Origin of the sequence: Mesorhizobium metallidurans STM 2683 (assembly GCF_000350085.1) — a bacterium.
Classification (GTDB): Bacteria; Pseudomonadota; Alphaproteobacteria; order Rhizobiales; family Rhizobiaceae; genus Mesorhizobium; species Mesorhizobium metallidurans.
Genome location: NZ_CAUM01000011.1, coordinates 49,275 through 65,785, shown reverse-complemented (window position 1 = coordinate 65,785; position 16,511 = coordinate 49,275). Strand labels below are relative to the sequence as shown.

Genomic DNA, 16,511 nt, shown 5'->3' with positions numbered 1-16,511 from the left:
CACCTGTTAACGCCAGCTTAACGCTTTGAAATGATTGTGCATCCATCACCAAATGCATGGGTGCAGACAGGATGAAAACGCTTCCTGCGTTGATTGCGGCGGCCGCTCTGTTGGGCGGCGTTCGGTTGTTCTATGACGGTGGTTGGGAGGGCCGAGCAGCCAATGCGCTGGTGCCATCCTCCAGCAACTACAGGTTGGTGGCCAATGGCGACGAAGCGTCTTGCGCGGTCAGGCGCGGTGCCGAAATTTCGCATGGCCTGTCGCTGCTGACGGTCGCCGCCAATTGCCGCCGGATTTTACCTGGCATCGAGCGCGCGAAATTCTGGCGAGAGCAGGACGACGGCACGGTCACCTTCAGCGCCGATGGCATCGACCCGATCGTCACTTTCGCGGTCGCCGACGGCGACGGCTACGAATCCTACGAGCCGGCCTTGCCGCTGCTGTCGCTGGCCGCCGCCGCTCCCTGATTTCTGGTTTATTCCGCCGCGGCTCTTGCGCCGGCTTTCGCCGCCGCATGCAGGCGCACGGCATCGCCGAAGGCACGGAAGATCTTGGCCGAAGTATCGTCCGACTTGACCCAGTATTCGGGATGCCATTGAACGCCGACCGCGAACGCGCGGGCGTCGCGAACCGAAACTGCCTCGACGGTGCCGTCGGCGGCGACCGCCTCGACCTGCAGCTTCGGGCCGAGCCGGTCGATCCCCTGGCGGTGCAATGAATTGACCTTGATCTCGCCGGCGCCGAAGACGCCCGCGAGACAGCTGTCGGGCTTGATCGAAATGGTCTGGTGGATGGCGAAGCGCTCATCCTGGTTGTCGCTCACCGGCGCGCGGTGGTCGAGCGACCCCTCGCGCTCCTGGATTTCGGTTCCCAGCGTGCCGCCCAGCGCCACATTCATCTCCTGGATGCCGCGGCAGATGGCAAGCAGCGGCACGCCCCGCTCGATCGCCCTGCGGATCAATGGCAGCGTGGTGGCGTCGCGGGCCGGATCGTAGGGACCGTTGGCCTCGCTGGCGTCGCCGCCATAGAGCGAGGGATGCACGTTGGATTTCGAGCCGGTGACCATGACGCCGTCGACGCAGGACAGCAGCTCGTCGAAATCCAGCCGGTCGCCGAAGGACGGCACCAGCACCGGGAATACGCCGGCGCCCGAGAGCGCCGCCTCCAGATATTGCTGCGGGGCGGCATGCCAGGTGTAGTTGTCGAACTGGCGGACGTCGGTCGATATGGCGACGAGCGGCTGCTGCATTTTTGATCCCGGGTTCCATTGGGTGCGGGGACATGTTCTGCCTCTAAAATAGGCGATCCGAAGGCGCTTTGCCATGGCAAGTTTTGTCGTGTCGCATGGGCCACGGCATTAGAGCGGCGTGTGTCCAATTGGACGCACAAAGTAAGCTCTAACGCTTTTGAAGCTACGCATCGTGCTTTCCGAAAATCGATTCCGATTTTCGGGCCGATGCGGTGCGTTAGACTATAGTTGCAGGAGGAGCGCTTGGTTCGGCTGCCGTGCTGGACTCGACTTCTTGCCTGTGTATTGTCTCCGCCAAGCCGGCCGGGGCAATGAGGATTTCCCGAGCGTCGGTCTGTTGATCCAAAGGGAGGAACTTCATGGATCGTCGATCATTCATCCGCAAGGCCGGCATGACCGGTGTAGGCGCCGCGGCCGCTACCGCAGCGCTTGCCGCGCCGGCCATCGCCCAGTCCAATCCGAAGGTGACGTGGCGGCTGGCGTCGTCCTTCCCTAAATCGCTCGATACGATCTATGGCGGTGCCGAAGTCTTTTCCAAGATGCTGTCGGCAGCGACCGACGGCAATTTTCAGGTGCAGGTCTTCGCCGCCGGTGAACTCGTGCCCGGCCTGCAAGTCGCCGATGCCACCACCGCCGGCACTGTCGAGGCCTGCCATACAGTGGCATATTACTATTGGGGCAAGGATCCGACATGGGCGCTGGGCGCCGCCGTGCCGTTCTCACTCAATGCGCGGGGCATCAATGCCTGGCATTATTACGGTGGCGGCATCGACCTGTTCAATGAGTTTCTTTCCACACAAGGGCTTTTCGGCCTGCCGGGCGGCAACACCGGCGTGCAGATGGGCGGCTGGTTCCGCAAGGAGATCAACACCGTCGCCGACCTTTCCGGGCTCAAGATGCGTATCGGCGGCTTTGCCGGCAAGGTGGTGCAGAGGCTCGGCGTCGTGCCGCAGCAGCTCGCCGGCGGCGATATCTACCCCGCTCTGGAAAAAGGCACGATCGACGCTGCCGAATGGGTCGGCCCCTATGACGACGAGAAGCTCGGCTTCTACAAGGTCGCGCCCTATTACTACTATCCTGGCTGGTGGGAAGGCGGACCGACGGTTCATCTGATGTTCAACAAGGCGAAATACGAAGAGCTTTCGCCGGCTTACAAGTCGCTGGTCCACACCGCCGCGCAGGCGGCCGACGCCAACATGCTGCAGAAATATGATTATCTCAACCCGGCGGCGGTGAAGCGGCTGGTGTCCGGCGGCGCCAAACTGCGTCCGTTCAGCCAGGACATCATGGCGGCCTGCTTCGAAAAGGCGAACGAGGTCTATGCCGAGATGGAGGCCACGAATGCGCCGTTCAAGAAGATCTGGAACTCCATCAAGGCGTTCCGCAAGGAGCACTATCTCTGGGCGCAGGTAGCCGAATACAATTACGACACCTTCATGATGGTCCAGCAGCGCAACGGCAAACTGTAGGCGTTTCGATCGCTCTTCATTCAAAGAGACCTCGGGCTAGGTGTGATCCCGGGGTTTTTCCTTGTCCGGCGTCGGCGGCACAGTTTCTAACTTATGTTGGAGACGTCAATCGGCGAAAGCGGCTCAACGTCGCTGCGGCACCACCAGCACCTTGACCTCCCCCGGCGCGGGTGGGTTTGCGATAACGGCCGCAGCCTCCTCAAGCGTCACTTGCCTGGAGATCAGCTTGTCGATCTCGATCGCACCCGTGGCGATGAGTTGGGCCGCACGGCCGTGGGTGTAGGGATTGAGGAAGGAGCCGCGGACCCTCAACTCGCGGAACAGAAGATCGAAGGGCTCGAATGCCGCTTTCATGCCTTGCGGTGTCACGCCGACGATAATGACCGTGCCGCCGGCCCTGGTCAGCCGCATGGACTGTTCGACAGTGTCGCGCACGCCGGCACATTCGAACACCACGTCGACGCCGCCGGGCACCAGGCCTGACGGACCGGCGACCGCTTCGATGACATCGCCCGCGCCTGGATCGACCGTCGCCGTCGCTCCCAATTCCTCGGCAAGCGCGCGCCGCGAGGCCTGGCGTGTCGACAGGATGATTGTTCTTGCCCCAGCGAGCTTCGCCAGTTGCACGGTGAGCAGGCCGATCACGCCGCCGCCCAGCACGACAACCGAGGCGCCAGGCTTGATTTCGGCCAGGTCGACGCCATGCAGGCAGCAGCCAAGCGGCTCGCAGAATGCGCCATGCGTGGGTTTGAGGTCGCTGGGCAGCAGGAAGGCCTGTTGCTGCGGCAACAGGACATAGTCGGCGAAGCCGCCGTCGCGGTGGATGCCGATGGCGCTGAGATTGCTGCACAGATTGACCCGGCCGGCACGACAATGCGGGCAGCGACCGCAGGCAATATTGGGATCGCCGGTGACCCGGTCGCCGATGGAGTACCCCGATACAGCACCGCCCATCGCCTCGACGATGCCCGAAAATTCATGTCCCGGCGTCACTGGCGGTTTGCAGGGGAACTCGCCATGGAACAGATGACGGTCCGTGCCGCACACGCCGCAAGCCTCGATCCGCACCAGGAGATCGTTCGGTCCGGGGCTGGGCTTGCCGGCCTCGCGCAGGACGATACTGCCCACCGCCTCCAGGCGCATTGCTTTCATGATGCTCATCCGGCTCACCTTAATTGAAGCTCGGCGGTTGCGACAGATCCGGCGCCGGCGCCGCCGGTTTGGCTGGTGGCGTGTCGCCGAAATTCGGCGGCTGCGACAAGTCCGGTGCAGCCGGCGCGGCCGGGGCCGTGCCGTCATTGGCCGGTGGCGGTGTCCCGAGCGGCGACAGGCCGATGCCAGGCGTTTCCGGCACCTGGTAATCGATGGTGCCGGGGTCGATCGGTGTGCCCTTGTAGCGCATCACCATCTGCGGGAAGGCGATGGTCAGCCCGATCATGATGACCTGGATGCAGACGAAGGGCACCGCCCCCCAATAGATCTGGCCGGTGGTTACCGGCGCGATCTGCTTGCCGGTGAGGCGGTCGAGATAGGGCACGCGCGCGGCGACCGAGCGCAGGTAGAACAGCGCGAAGCCGAAGGGCGGATGCATGAAGGAGGTCTGCATGTTGACGCCAAGCAGCACGCCGAACCAGATCAGGTCGATGCCGAGCCTGTCGGCGGCAGGCGCCAGCAGCGGCACGATGATGAAGGCGAGTTCGAAGAAATCGAGGAAGAAGGCGAGCAGGAACACAAGGATGTTGACACCGATCAGGAAGCCCACTTCGCCGCCAGGCAACGAGGTCAGAAGGTGCTCGACCCAGACCTGTCCATTGACGCCGTAGAAGGTGAGCGAAAACACCCTTGCGCCGATCAGGATGAACAGCACGAAGGACGACAGCCGTGTCGTCGAGGCCAGCGCCTGCTTGATCACATCGAGCGACAGCCGACCTTTCATCGCCGCCATGGCCAGGGCGCCGACCGCGCCCATGGCGCCGCCCTCCGTCGGGGTGGCTATGCCGAGGAAGATGGTGCCCAGCACCAGGAAGATCAGCGCCAGCGGCGGGATCAACACGATCACCACTTGCTGCGCCAGCCGCGACATCATGTTGACGTTCAGGCGTTTGTCGGCGACCGCCACGATATAGATCAGGATCACGCCGACGCTGGCGCCGAGGATGTCGGCATTGTTGCCATGCGCCGGCACCAGGTAGCGATAGGCGGCGTAGGAAACCACGACCGCCGCCAGCAGCGCCGCAAGCAACGACAGCACACCGTGGCCGAGCGTGCGCGCTTCCAGCGGCAAGGCCGGCATCGACTTCGGCCGGACGATCGACATGATCAGGATGTACAGCGTGTAAAGGCCGGTCAGAACCAACCCGGGGATCAGCGCACCGGCATACATGTCGCCGACCGAGCGGCCAAGCTGGTCAGCCAGCACGATCAGCACCAGCGAAGGCGGGATGATCTGGGCGAGCGTACCCGATGCGGCGATGACGCCTGACGCCACTCGCCGGTCATAGCCGTAGCGCAGCATGATCGGCAGCGAGATCAGCCCCATGGCGATGACCGACGCCGCCACGACGCCCGTCGTCGCCGCCAGCAGCGCGCCGACGAAGATCACGGCATAGGCAAGTCCGCCGCGGATCGGCCCGAACAACTGGCCGATCGTGTCGAGCAGGTCCTCGGCCATGCCCGACCGTTCAAGCACGATGCCCATGAAAGTGAAGAACGGGATCGCCAGCAGCGTATCGTTCGACATCACCCGGCTGCCGTAGAAATTGTCCGGAAGCGCATAGAGCAGCGGCCAGGCGAGATTGATCGCTCCGCCCGAATAGGGCGTCAGCAGCACGCCGATGAAGAAGAACAGCAGGCCGTTGGCGGCAAGCGAGAAGGCGACGGGATAGCCGATCAGCAGGAAGATGATCAGCGAGGCGAACATGATCGGCGCCATGTTCTGGGCGATGAACTCCATCACGAGCGCACCTCTCCGGCGAGCGCCTTCGCTTCGTCGGCGAGCGCCTTGGCTTCGAGCTCGGCCTGTTCATGCACCGATATGAATGGGTTGGGATCGTCCATGTCGCCGCGCATGATGGCGATCTTCTTGATGATCTCGGAGATGCCCTGGAGCGCCAGCAGGAAGAAGCCGGCCAGCAGGATGGCCTTGGCCGGCCAGATGATCAGCCCGCCGGAATTGTTCGACATTTCGCCGCTGCGGAAGGACAGCGACACATAGGGAACGAAATAGATCACCATCAAGGTCACGAACGGCATCAGGAAGAAGAGGTGGCCGAGAAGGTCGATCCAGTGCTGCACGCGGCGCGGAAACATGCCGTAGACGATGTCGATACGGATATGTTCGTTCTGCTTCAGCGTGTAGGCGGCGGCGAGCATGAAGGCGGCGCCGAACAAATACCACTGAAGTTCCAGCCAGGCGTTCGAAGACGTATCGAACACCTTGCGGATGATGGCATTGCCGGCGCTGACCAGAATCGAGATCAGAATCAGCCACGACACCCATTTGCCGATGAACTCGTTCACACGGTCAATGGTTCTGGATAGAGCGAGAAGCTCTGCCATGAGTTCCTCCCTTTTACGCATCGGCTCGAAATTCGGTGTCGATTTTCGGGAAGCACGATGCGTCACTCAAAGTGCCAGCACACGTCGATTCCCTCTTGTTTTCCGGCGCATCGCTGTGGCCCAACGGTATGCCGTGCGTGGCACGGCGGGTCAACACGGAGCGGGCCGGGTAAACAATCTTGTGAGGCGAGGGTGGGTGAAAACGGCCGGCTGACGGAACGTTATGCAACCAAAGTCTATCGGAAGCGGTTCAGGCAACCTTGCTTTGGTCGCGGCCGGCGCCGATCAGCACCAGCATGGCGACGAGGAACAGATACATCCAGGCGTCGCGCCACTCGACCGGGAAATAGCCGGCCCACAATGATTCGGCCATGCCGAAGGCGGCGGCACCGAGTGCCGCCCGTGGCGGCGAGAGATAGCCGCCCACCGCCGTCACGAACAGGATCTTCAGCCCGTAGACCAGGCCGGAGCCGAAGCTGATATTGCCGTAGTAGAGGCCGGCCATTATGCCGGCGAGCGCCGCACAAAAGCCACCGGCGAGCACCGCCTGCCGGAACACCGCGCGCACGTCGACGCCGCACATGGCCGCCGCCCTGGGGTCGTCGGACACGGCGCGCCAGCGCCGGCCGAAGCTCGACCGCGCGAAGGCGAAAGTGGCGAGCGCGACGGTTGCCACGACGACCGCGCAATCGAGCAACTGGATGAGCGTCAGCGTCGCCTTGAAGCCGGCGTTCTGCGCAAAGACAATCGGCTGGGCCAGCATCGGCGGCAGCCACAGATCGTGGGTGTCGGCGGCGATGCGGCTTGCCTCCGACAGGAGCAGCAATATGCCCAGCGTCGTCACCACGATCGCGTTCGGCGTGCGATCGGCCAGCGGCTCGAAAATGCTGCGCGACAGGATGTGGCTGATCAGCGCCGCGTAGAGGAAGGCCGCGACAATGCCGAGTGCGACCGCCGCGAACAGCGTCAGCCACAGCACCTGATAGCCGAAGGCCGCGGTCAGGATCATCGTCTGCCCGCAAAAGGCGAACAATGCGCCGTAGGCAAGGTTCGTGCGGTGCAGGATGCCGTTGGTCAAGACATAGCCAAAGGCAAGCAGCGCATAGAGCGCGCCCGAATGCAGCCCGTTCAGGACCTGCTGGAAAAAATACAGCATGAGCCAACCCAGAGCATGTCGCCCAAAGTGCCAAGCGGTCTTTGGGGCAGAGACATGCTCAACAACAGACGGGCTGCGGCGATCCGCGCCCAATGAAGATTTGCATCGTGGAATCTAACTTGTCAAATGCGATTGATAGGTTAGAAATTGCGCTCATGACGGTTGCCTGGACCCCGCATCGCTTCACCGGCGGCCTTCTGGCGCTCGACACAGCGAACACTGTCGTTATGCGCTGCGATCCCCGGAAAACCTTCGACCGGTTCAAAGACCCGGGCGAGATCGTCCGTTTCGCCGAGGCGGCAAGCGGCTTTCGCGCCACCGAGCTTGGCGGCAGGCGGCTGGCGGCGCCGTCGCCGGTGCGAATCGCGCCGGTCGTGCTGTCGATCCGCGAGGCCACCGACCGGCTGTTTCGCGGTGCGGTGTCGAAAGGCGCGGTCGCCACCACCGATCTGCCTTCCTTCCTGGGGGCCTGCGCTGATGGCCTGGCCGGCAGCCGCACTGAAATCGGCGCAGCTGGAAAGCCGTTCGGCGATCCGGCGACGCCGATCGCCTTCGAAGCGGCGCTGGCGGTTTCGGCGCTGTCGCTGTTGCAGCGCGACACCATCGCAAGGCTGAGGATCTGCCGCAATTGCACCTGGCTGTTTATCGACAGAAGCCGCAATTCCAGCCGCCTTTGGTGCGACATGGCGGTGTGCGGCAACCGTCAGAAGGCAAGCCGCCATTATCGCCGCCGCCGGACGGCGGCCAATGAGGTCGACAATGTCTAGATATCGTTCGCGCTCGATCCTGCTGGCGGCGACGCTGATTGCGGCCGTTGCGCTCGGCGCCTGCCGCGACACCGGCAAGGACGGTGAAGGCAGACTGTTCGAGATTTCCGGCAAGCTGTTCGTCTTCAACTACCGTCTCGCCAGGGCGACCTATGTCGTGACGCTGCGGCCCCTGCAGCCGATGGGGGAAGGCCAGGTCGCCGTCGCCAGCTTCCAGGATCCCGCCGGCGGCGCGCCCTTGGTGGTCGAGCAGAAGGTCTGGCCGAAGCTTGACAAGGTGACCCTGGAAAGCCCGGCGCTGACCTGCGTCATCAAGAACAAGCCCTATGCGATCGCCATCAGCATCAAGGGCTCCGACGGCGCCGTTCTGCAAAAGATCGACACCACGCTGATGTCGACGGAGGACCAGTCGATCCTGCCCGACCGGCCGCTGGTCATCGACCAGCTTTATACCGCCAATCCCGACCTTGCCGGCCATCCCGACGGCAAATTGCCGGGTGAGCCGAAGCCGGATTGTTCGAAGGGCATCTGACGCCGCTGCGCCGGTTCGAGCCAAAGCCGGAATTTTCGTGCGCCGGCTGGGCAAATCGTATGCGGTTTCTTATAGCATCGGGCGCGGACAGGATTGTTCGTTGCGCATTGCCTGGCAGCTTCGATTTTGTTTGACCTGCCCGGCAAGGGAAGAAACACTGTGCCCTCCAGCTCCGACGTTGGCTGCGCTTGCAAGTGTGGCCTCCGCAGAGGAAGTGCCTGATGACGCTGCTTGAAGTTGCGCTCGACGACAAGTTCGACCTCGGAAAGGAGCGCATCTTCCTTTCCGGCGCGCAGGCGGTCATCCGCATGCTTCTGATACAGCGTGAGCGCGACCGCCGGGCTGGCCTGAACACCGCCGGTTTCGTTTCCGGCTATCGCGGCTCGCCGCTCGGCGGCCTCGACATGCAGCTCTGGAAGGCGAGGAACCATCTCGCCCGATCCGGCATCGTCTTCCAGCCCGGCCTCAACGAGGAACTCGCCGCCACGGCCTGCTGGGGCTCGCAGCAGGCCGAACTGCTGGGCGAGGGCACGCATGACGGCGTCTTTTCGGTCTGGTACGGCAAGGGACCGGGCGTGGACCGCTCCGGCGACGTGTTCCGCCATGCCAACCTTGCCGGCTCGTCGAAACACGGCGGCGTGCTTGCCCTGATGGGCGACGACCACATGGCCGAATCCTCGACCAACGCGCACGCCACCGAATTCCTGTTCGTCGACACGATGGTGCCGATCCTCAATCCGGCCGGCGTCCAGGAGATCATCGACTACGGGCTCTACGGCTTTGCCATGTCGCGTTTCGCCGGCACCTGGGCGGCGATCAAATGCGTCAAGGACAACATCGAATCGACGGCCTCGGTCGATGCCTCGCTCGAGCGGCTGGACATTGTCGTCCCGGATTTCGACATGCCGCCCGGCGGCCTCAACATCCGCAACGAGATCGACATGCTCGGCCAGGAGGAGCGGCTGCATGAGTACAAGCGCGCCGCCGCATCGGCTTTCATCCATGCCAACGGGCTGAACCGGATCGTCTATTCGGGCGGCCGCAACCCGAAGCTTGGCATCGTCACCATCGGCAAGAGCTATCTCGACGTTCGCCAGGCGCTGGAAGACATCGGCGTCGACGAGGCCGCTGCCAACCGCATCGGTGTGCGGCTGTTCAAGGTCGGCTGCCCATGGCCGCTCGACCTGCAGCACATCACCGACTTTGCCCGCGGCCTCGATACCATCGTCGTCATAGAGGAGAAGCGCTCGCTGATCGAAGTGCAACTGCGCGAGAACCTCTACGGTACCGCCACGCAGCCGATTATCGTCGGCAAGAAGGATGAGCGCGGCGACTGGCTGTTCCCGGCCAAGGGCGCGCTCGACCCCAACGATATCGCCATTGCGCTCGGCGAACGCATCCTGCGCACCATCGGTCCGTCGGAAGAGATCGCCGCGCGGGTGGCGAAACTGCGCCAGTTCCAGGCGATGCTCGCCGACACCAGGGATATCGCCTCGCGCACGCCCTTCTTCTGCTCCGGCTGCCCGCACAATTCCTCGACCAAGGTGCCGGACGGCTCGCTCGCCGCCGCCGGCATCGGCTGCCATTTCATGGCGCTGTGGATGGACCGCAACACCGTCGGCTTCACCGCCATGGGCGGCGAGGGCGCGCAATGGGTCGGCCAGGCGCCGTTCTCGAAGCGCGACCACATCTTCCAGAATCTCGGCGACGGCACCTACAATCACTCCGGTGCGCTGGCGATCCGTTTCGCGCTGTCGACCGACGCCAACATCACTTACAAGGTCCTCTACAACGACGCCGTCGCCATGACCGGCGGCCAGCCGCATGAAGGCGGCCTGACCGTGGACATGATCGCCAGGCAAGTGCGGGCCGAAGGCGTCGAGCGCATCGCCATCGTCACGGACGAGCCGGACAAATATGCCGGCAAGGCAGAATTCCCCGCTGGCGCCGCCATCCATCACCGCGACGACCTCGACCTCGTCCAACGCGAACTGCGCACGGTCCGGGGCATATCGGTGCTGCTCTACGACCAGACCTGCGCCGCCGAAAAACGCCGCCGCCGCAAGCGCGGCACGTTTCCCGACCCCGACAAGCGCGTCTTCATCAACGAACTGGTCTGCGAGGGCTGCGGCGATTGCGGCGTGCAGTCGAATTGCGTCTCGATCCAGCCGGTCGAGACCGAATTCGGCCGCAAGCGCAGGATCGACCAGTCGAGCTGCAACAAGGATTTCTCCTGCGTCAACGGCTTTTGCCCGTCCTTCGTCACCGTCCACGGCGCGAGGATCAGGAAGGCCGAAGGCATTGCCGGCACCGCCGATCCGCTCGACGGCGTGCCGGCACCGGCCGAATTCCCGCTTGGCGAACAAGGCTGGGCGGCGATCATCGACGGCGTTGGCGGCACCGGCGTCGTCACTATCGGCGCGGTGCTCGGCATGGCCGCCCATATCGAGGACAAGGGCTGCGGCATGATCGACATGGCCGGCCTTGCCCAGAAGGGCGGCTCGGTGTTCACCCATGTCCGCATCGCCCGCAGTCCGGACGACATCCACGCGATCCGCGTTTCGGCGGGGAAGGCCGATCTGGTGCTCGGCTGCGATCTCGTCGTGTCGGGCGCCCAGAAGGTGCTCGCCGCGGTGCGCGAGGGCCACACCATCTTCCTCGCCAACACCGCCGAGATCATGCCCGGCGAGTTTACCCGCTCGGCCGATTTCTCGCTGCCTGTCGAGCGGCTGAAAAAGGCGATCCGCACCGCCGCCGGCGACGACAAGGCGCATTTCTTCGACGCCACCCGCACCGCCGCAGCACTGTTCGGCAGTTCGCTTGGCGCCAACATGTTCATGCTCGGCTTCGCCTTCCAGCATGGCGGGTTGCCGCTGTCGGCCGAGGCGGTCGAAAAGGCGATCGAGCTCAACGGCGAAGCGGTGGCGATGAACGTCTCGGCCTTCCGCTGGGGCCGTCGTGCCGCCCATCAGCCGGATTTCGTCCGCCGCCTGATTGCCCAGCCCGGCAAGGCTGCGCAGACGACCGCGATTGCCGGCACGCTGGACGACGTCATTGCCCGCCGCGTCGCTTTCCTCACCGCCTATCAGAACGCCGCTTATGGCAAGCGTTACGCCGGCAGACTGGCCGCATTGCGCCAGGCCGAGGCGAGGGCGGTGCCCGGCTCCAGCGATGTGACCGAGGCCGCCGCCAGGAACCTGTTCAAGCTGATGGCGATCAAGGACGAGTACGAGGTGGCGCGGCTCTACAGCGACGGTTCCTTCGCCGCGGAACTCTCAAAGCAGTTTCAGAGCTACGAGAAGCTCGAATTCCATCTCGCGCCGCCGATCATGGGCAGGCGCGGCAATGACGGCAAGCCGAGGAAGTCGAGCTTCGGTCCCTGGATGATGAGGGGTTTTCGCGTGCTGGCAGCGATGAAGGGCCTGCGCGGCACTGCCCTTGATCTGTTCGGCTATAGCGCCGAGAGGCGCATGGAGCGCCATCTTCTGGCCCAGTATGAGGCCGATCTGGAGTTGATCGCCGCAGCACTGGCGCCCGGCAGGATCGAGGCGGCGACAGCGCTTGCCTCGGTGCCGGCGCTCATTCGCGGCTATGGCCATGTCAGGCAGGCCAGTGCCGAAAAGGCCGCTGGCGAGCGCCTGAGGCTGCTCGAACGCCTGGCAAAGACCCCGGCGCGGCCGGAACTGGAGGCCGCCGAGTGATCGATACGGCTTGTTTACCTGATCGATAGTTTCCCTTGCGTCAACCGGCTGGCGGCGGCGGCCAAAAATGGCCTCTCTAAACCTTTCTTAAGGCGAATGTGACACTGCTTGGCTCCCCAGGGTTGGGATTCAGGCGTGAATCTGAAAAGAAAAAACGAGATCCCGGTCGACGTCTACATCCCGTTCGTGGAAACTCTGTTTCGCGACGGGCTGACGCTTTCGATCGGTATCGTGGCGCAGACGCTTCTGGTCATTCTGGTCTACTGGAAGACTATGCACCCGGCGTATCTTCTGGTCGCCGCCGGGCTAATCATCGTCGGCACGCTGCGCCTTCGCAACATCCGGAAATATAGAAGGCTTTCCTCTCCGAAGAGCTGGGAGGAAGCACATCGCCGCGAAAACGACTATATTGTTTTCGGCGCGATGCATGGCTTCATGCTAGGCGCCTTCTGTTTCATCGCCATCTATCTGGCACGCGACAACCCCGACAACTATGCCGAGATTGCCGCCATTTGTGTCACCCTGGCGTCGATTACGTCGATTGCCGGCCGCAACTATGGTTCGCCACGAATGGTCATGATCTTCATCGTGACCACCACATGGCCGATATCGCTCGGTTTCATCCTTCGCGGCGATGTCTACCACGTTGTACTCGGCCTGCTGTCAGCTCCCTTTCTGTTCGCGATCAAACGTTTCGCCGATGTTGTCCGTGAGGTCTTGTTTACCGCCCTGTCCGAGGAAAAGAAGGCGAACCGCATCGCCCAGCGTTTCAATCGCGCGCTGAACACCATGTCGCATGGCCTTGTCATGCTCGGTCCCGATGGCCGGGTGGCGGTGGCCAATGCCGAAGCCGCGCATCTGATGTCGCTCAAATCGCCCGACGCGCTGCTTGGGCGGTCGATCCATGGTCTCCTGATGCGCGGCGTTGCCGGCGGCATGCTGGCGCCGAAGGATTGCCGCTATATTGAAGCCCAGCTGACGCGCGCCCTGCGCGAGGGCCGCGACCGCAAGGTTCTCGTCTCGCTCGCCAACGGCCAGCACTATGAGTTCTCGGCCCGCGAAGGCAGCCAGGAACTGGGCGTCATTACCTTCGAGGATGTGACGGCCCGCGTTGAGGCGGAAGACAAGATCCGCTTCATGGCGCGTTACGACAACCTCACCGGCCTGCCCAATCGCGCCTATTTCCACGAGCTGGTGGGAGAGGCCATGGCGTCCGGCGACCATGATCGTCTGTGCGGGCTCGCCGTGCTCGATCTCGACGATTTCAAGAGTGTCAACGACACGCTTGGCCATCCGATCGGCGACGGTCTGATCTATGCCGTGGCGGAACGTCTGGCGGCGGTGGCGGGACCAGGCATCACCGTCAGCCGCTTTGGCGGCGACGAGTTCATGGTCTTCTTCGATCGCGTCGAGGACGAAAGCCATCTGAAAAGCAAGCTCGACGAGATCTTCCTCGACATGCAGGGCGAGGTCGATGTTGCCGGCCACGGGCTGCGCATCCAGGCCAGCGGCGGCGCCGTGCTGTCGCGGGTGAAGGATACCGATGTCGACGCCATGATCGTCAAGGCGGATCTCGCGCTCTACAAGGCTAAGGAGCTTGGCAAGAACAGCTGGCGGCTGTTCGAGGCATCGATGGATGCCGCGTTCCGCAATCGCCAGCTGATGAAGGCGGACCTGCGCAGCGCGGTGGAAGGCAAGGGGTTGCGGGTGGTCTATCAGCCGATCGTGGCGATGAGCACCATGCGCATCGCCAGTTGCGAGGCGCTGTGCCGCTGGGACCACCCCGATCTCGGTCCGATCTCGCCCAACGTCTTCATTCCCCTGGCGGAAGAAATGGGCATCATTTCGGAGATCAGCGCCTTCGTGCTCAATGCAGCGTGCACCGAATGCGCCAAATGGCCGGCCCAGACCAGCGTCTCGGTCAATCTGTCGGCCAAGGATTTCCGCAACCGCGACGTCATCCAGAAGGTTCGCGATGCGTTGGCCAGCTCCGGTTTGGCCGCGGACCGCCTGGAGATCGAAGTCACCGAGACGGCGCTGCTCGACGACAAATCGCTGACACGTCAGTATATCGAGGAATTGAAGCGGCTTGGTGTGCGCATCGCGCTTGACGATTTCGGCACCGGCTATTCGAGCCTGAGCTATCTCCACAAGCTGCCGCTCGACAAGATCAAGATCGACCGTTCGTTCCTGATGGACGTCACCCAGAACACCCGTTCGCTCGAACTGCTCAAGGGCATCGTCAACCTGTCGCGGCCGCTGGGGCTTTCGGTGACCGTCGAGGGCGTCGAAACCTTCGAGCAGCTCAAGATCCTGGCATTGCAGGTCAAGCCGGATCTGGTTCAGGGCTTCCTGTTCGGCTCGGCGCTCAGCGCCTCCGGCATCGAGACCATGTCGAGCACGGTCTGGCCTTTCGCCAAGGACATCAAGACGGCCAGAAAGGCGACGCGTCGCTGATTTTGGCAAAAACCCCCATATTTTAGTCTAATTTTACCGATTGTTAACCTTAACGACCGGTAAACGGTCTCCTACTTATTTTCACCTTTACATCTTTTGACCCTGTCGTAGTGTCTTAATCGCGGCGGCAGTACGGGGATTGAGTTCATGTGTGCCCAGTTGACTTCGCTTGGCCAGACGGCCGGGGCGGGCGGGAAAGATGCGTCCGATAGTATGTCAAGCTTTGCCAGGCATGTTTTGGCGCTGCTCGACAGGACAGAATACCGCCGCTGTGAAACCGGCGAGGATTTCGAAAACATCTACAGGCTGCGCTATAACGCCTATCGGATGAACGATTTGGTGCCCGAGAATGCGTCCCGCCAGGTCCATGACGAATTCGATGAGCTTCCGAATTGCCATACGTTCGGTATCTACATCGACGACAGGTTGGTCAGCACGATGCGCCTGCACAATGTGTCAGCCGACAACCCGGCGTCGCCGGCACTCAGTGTCTACAGGGATTTGTTGACGCCGCGTCTGGCGGCCGGCGAGGTCTTTATCGACCCAAGCCGTTTTGCCGTGGACGCCGAATGGTCGCGGCTTTATCCGCAGATCCCCTATGTCACCTTGCGCCTTGCCGGCATGGCGTGCTTCCATTTTGGCGCGCCTTATTGCATATCCATGATCCGTGAAGATCACGCGGCTTTCTACAAGCGTATCTATCGAGCGCGGCCTATCGGTGATGCACGTCCTTATGCCGGCGTGATCAATTGTTTCGCGCTGCTCTATCAAGCCGACGTCCTGGCGATCAAGAATGAGACCTACGCCCGGTTCCCGTTTTTCCGCTCGACGCCCATGGAACGGCGCCTGATGTTCGGCAAACCGCCGGCTGGCGAGCTCGCGCCGCTCACCATCCTGCCTACGGCCAAATATTTTCGCGAAGCCGCCTGAGGTTCTTCACGGTTTTTTGCGGTGCGGTTGTGGAGCCTTCCGGCTGCTTCGGCGTTTTAGCTGGCGCCGATGGCGCGATGGACGACATCAATCTGCCCGCTTCGCGCTAGTCGATCGAAAGGATCCCACATGACCATCTCCACGCTCGCGCTTACCCCGCTGATTTCCCTGATCGCCGGCGTGCTGATCCTGATCATGCCGCGGCTGTTGAACTATATCGTCGCCCTCTATCTGATCGTCGTCGGCCTGCTCGGGCTGTTTCCGCAGCTCGCCGGTTGAGACACCGGGCCTTCGCGGAAGATCCTTCGCAGGCAGCTTCAACTTTCCTTTGAGGCAGTTGTCGCCGGCGATGCGGCAATAGCGCCATTGCCCTCGGCCCGGCTTTTCGCTATGTGCCTGAAAGATGTCTTCGAAGGGGTTATTCCTATGGCTGATCACACGCCGACCGGTCCTGTCGAACTGGGCGCGAAGATGGACTATGCCGAGCACGACCGCACCTATGCGGGCTTTGTCACGCTCGCCAAATATGGGTCGCTCTTTTGCGCTGCGGTGCTCCTGGCGATGGCTTTCGGCTTCTTTGCGGGCGGCTTCTTCTCGGCGACCATCCTGTTCGTTCTGATCCTCGCCGTCGGCGCCTTCATTCTCCGGTAGATTTTTCAAAAAAACCCTTGCCGTGACGTCGCCGGCAACCC

The 16,511-nt window shown here is 62.8% G+C and carries 14 protein-coding genes; 9 read left to right on the top strand and 5 right to left on the bottom strand.

Features of this window, described 5'->3' with window-relative positions:
- The first annotated feature begins 71 nt into the window (after positions 1-71).
- Positions 72-467, top strand: coding sequence for a hypothetical protein (locus MESS2_RS02800; protein WP_008872548.1), 396 nt, complete (start codon positions 72-74; stop codon positions 465-467).
- An 8-nt stretch (positions 468-475) separates the two neighbouring features.
- Here MESS2_RS02800 and MESS2_RS02795 read toward each other — a convergent pair whose 3' ends face one another.
- Positions 476-1,249: a gamma-glutamyl-gamma-aminobutyrate hydrolase family protein gene (locus MESS2_RS02795; protein ID WP_008872547.1), complete on the bottom strand. Its 774-nt coding sequence runs from the start codon at positions 1,247-1,249 to the stop codon at positions 476-478.
- A gap of 359 nt (positions 1,250-1,608) precedes the next feature.
- Here MESS2_RS02795 and dctP point away from each other — a divergent pair, with 359 nt between their 5' ends.
- Complete coding sequence (gene dctP / locus MESS2_RS02790; protein WP_008872546.1) at positions 1,609-2,718, top strand: TRAP transporter substrate-binding protein DctP; 1,110 nt, start codon at positions 1,609-1,611, stop codon at positions 2,716-2,718.
- Positions 2,719-2,841: 123 nt separating this feature from the next.
- Here the strand turns inward: dctP and MESS2_RS02785 are convergent, their stop codons facing one another.
- The 4 genes from MESS2_RS02785 to MESS2_RS02770 form a co-directional block, all read right to left on the bottom strand.
- The gene (locus MESS2_RS02785) at positions 2,842-3,870 is read right to left on the bottom strand and encodes a zinc-dependent alcohol dehydrogenase family protein (protein WP_040591930.1); all 1,029 of its coding nucleotides are present in this window, start codon (positions 3,868-3,870) and stop codon (positions 2,842-2,844) included.
- Positions 3,871-3,889: 19 nt separating this feature from the next.
- Positions 3,890-5,671 carry a TRAP transporter large permease gene (locus MESS2_RS02780; protein WP_008872544.1) on the bottom strand — a complete coding sequence of 594 codons (1,782 nt, stop codon included), beginning with the start codon at positions 5,669-5,671 and terminating at the stop codon, positions 3,890-3,892.
- Positions 5,671-6,276 carry a TRAP transporter small permease subunit gene (locus MESS2_RS02775; RefSeq protein ID WP_008872543.1) on the bottom strand — a complete coding sequence of 202 codons (606 nt, stop codon included), beginning with the start codon at positions 6,274-6,276 and terminating at the stop codon, positions 5,671-5,673. The genes MESS2_RS02780 and MESS2_RS02775 overlap by 1 nt, the downstream gene beginning before the upstream one ends.
- 250 nt (positions 6,277-6,526) lie before the next feature.
- Entirely contained in the window at positions 6,527-7,432 is a 906-nt protein-coding gene (locus MESS2_RS02770) for a branched-chain amino acid ABC transporter permease (RefSeq protein WP_008872542.1), read from the bottom strand.
- A 155-nt stretch (positions 7,433-7,587) separates the two neighbouring features.
- Here MESS2_RS02770 and MESS2_RS02765 point away from each other — a divergent pair, with 155 nt between their 5' ends.
- From MESS2_RS02765 to MESS2_RS02740, 7 genes are all read left to right on the top strand, one after another.
- Positions 7,588-8,199 carry a CGNR zinc finger domain-containing protein gene (locus MESS2_RS02765; protein WP_008872541.1) on the top strand — a complete coding sequence of 204 codons (612 nt, stop codon included), beginning with the start codon at positions 7,588-7,590 and terminating at the stop codon, positions 8,197-8,199.
- Complete coding sequence (locus tag MESS2_RS02760; protein WP_008872540.1) at positions 8,192-8,731, top strand: hypothetical protein; 540 nt, start codon at positions 8,192-8,194, stop codon at positions 8,729-8,731. Before MESS2_RS02765 ends, MESS2_RS02760 begins: the two co-directional genes overlap by 8 nt.
- Before the next feature lie 221 nt (positions 8,732-8,952).
- Positions 8,953-12,432: an indolepyruvate ferredoxin oxidoreductase family protein gene (locus MESS2_RS02755; protein WP_008872539.1), complete on the top strand. Its 3,480-nt coding sequence runs from the start codon at positions 8,953-8,955 to the stop codon at positions 12,430-12,432.
- Between the two features lie 135 nt (positions 12,433-12,567).
- Entirely contained in the window at positions 12,568-14,889 is a 2,322-nt protein-coding gene (locus tag MESS2_RS02750) for a putative bifunctional diguanylate cyclase/phosphodiesterase (protein WP_008872538.1), read from the top strand.
- A 147-nt stretch (positions 14,890-15,036) separates the two neighbouring features.
- Positions 15,037-15,819 (top strand): N-acyl amino acid synthase FeeM domain-containing protein, encoded by a 783-nt coding sequence (locus MESS2_RS02745; RefSeq protein ID WP_008872537.1) that lies wholly within the window; start codon positions 15,037-15,039, stop codon positions 15,817-15,819.
- Positions 15,820-15,948: 129 nt separating this feature from the next.
- Entirely contained in the window at positions 15,949-16,098 is a 150-nt protein-coding gene (locus MESS2_RS30555; RefSeq protein ID WP_008872536.1) for a DUF3096 domain-containing protein, read from the top strand.
- 147 nt (positions 16,099-16,245) lie between these two features.
- Positions 16,246-16,470 (top strand): aa3-type cytochrome c oxidase subunit IV, encoded by a 225-nt coding sequence (locus MESS2_RS02740; RefSeq protein WP_008872535.1) that lies wholly within the window; start codon positions 16,246-16,248, stop codon positions 16,468-16,470.
- Positions 16,471-16,511: the final 41 nt, after the last annotated feature.

Coding starts and splice junctions, on each gene's coding strand:
- MESS2_RS02800 (WP_008872548.1), top strand. CDS start 72: ATGAAAACGCTTCCTGCGTTGATTGCGGCGGCCGCTCTGTTGGGCGGC.
- MESS2_RS02795 (WP_008872547.1), bottom strand. CDS start 1,249: ATGCAGCAGCCGCTCGTCGCCATATCGACCGACGTCCGCCAGTTCGAC.
- dctP (WP_008872546.1), top strand. CDS start 1,609: ATGGATCGTCGATCATTCATCCGCAAGGCCGGCATGACCGGTGTAGGC.
- MESS2_RS02785 (WP_040591930.1), bottom strand. CDS start 3,870: ATGAAAGCAATGCGCCTGGAGGCGGTGGGCAGTATCGTCCTGCGCGAG.
- MESS2_RS02780 (WP_008872544.1), bottom strand. CDS start 5,671: ATGGAGTTCATCGCCCAGAACATGGCGCCGATCATGTTCGCCTCGCTG.
- MESS2_RS02775 (WP_008872543.1), bottom strand. CDS start 6,276: ATGGCAGAGCTTCTCGCTCTATCCAGAACCATTGACCGTGTGAACGAG.
- MESS2_RS02770 (WP_008872542.1), bottom strand. CDS start 7,432: ATGCTGTATTTTTTCCAGCAGGTCCTGAACGGGCTGCATTCGGGCGCG.
- MESS2_RS02765 (WP_008872541.1), top strand. CDS start 7,588: ATGACGGTTGCCTGGACCCCGCATCGCTTCACCGGCGGCCTTCTGGCG.
- MESS2_RS02760 (WP_008872540.1), top strand. CDS start 8,192: ATGTCTAGATATCGTTCGCGCTCGATCCTGCTGGCGGCGACGCTGATT.
- MESS2_RS02755 (WP_008872539.1), top strand. CDS start 8,953: ATGACGCTGCTTGAAGTTGCGCTCGACGACAAGTTCGACCTCGGAAAG.
- MESS2_RS02745 (WP_008872537.1), top strand. CDS start 15,037: ATGTGTGCCCAGTTGACTTCGCTTGGCCAGACGGCCGGGGCGGGCGGG.
- MESS2_RS30555 (WP_008872536.1), top strand. CDS start 15,949: ATGACCATCTCCACGCTCGCGCTTACCCCGCTGATTTCCCTGATCGCC.
- MESS2_RS02740 (WP_008872535.1), top strand. CDS start 16,246: ATGGCTGATCACACGCCGACCGGTCCTGTCGAACTGGGCGCGAAGATG.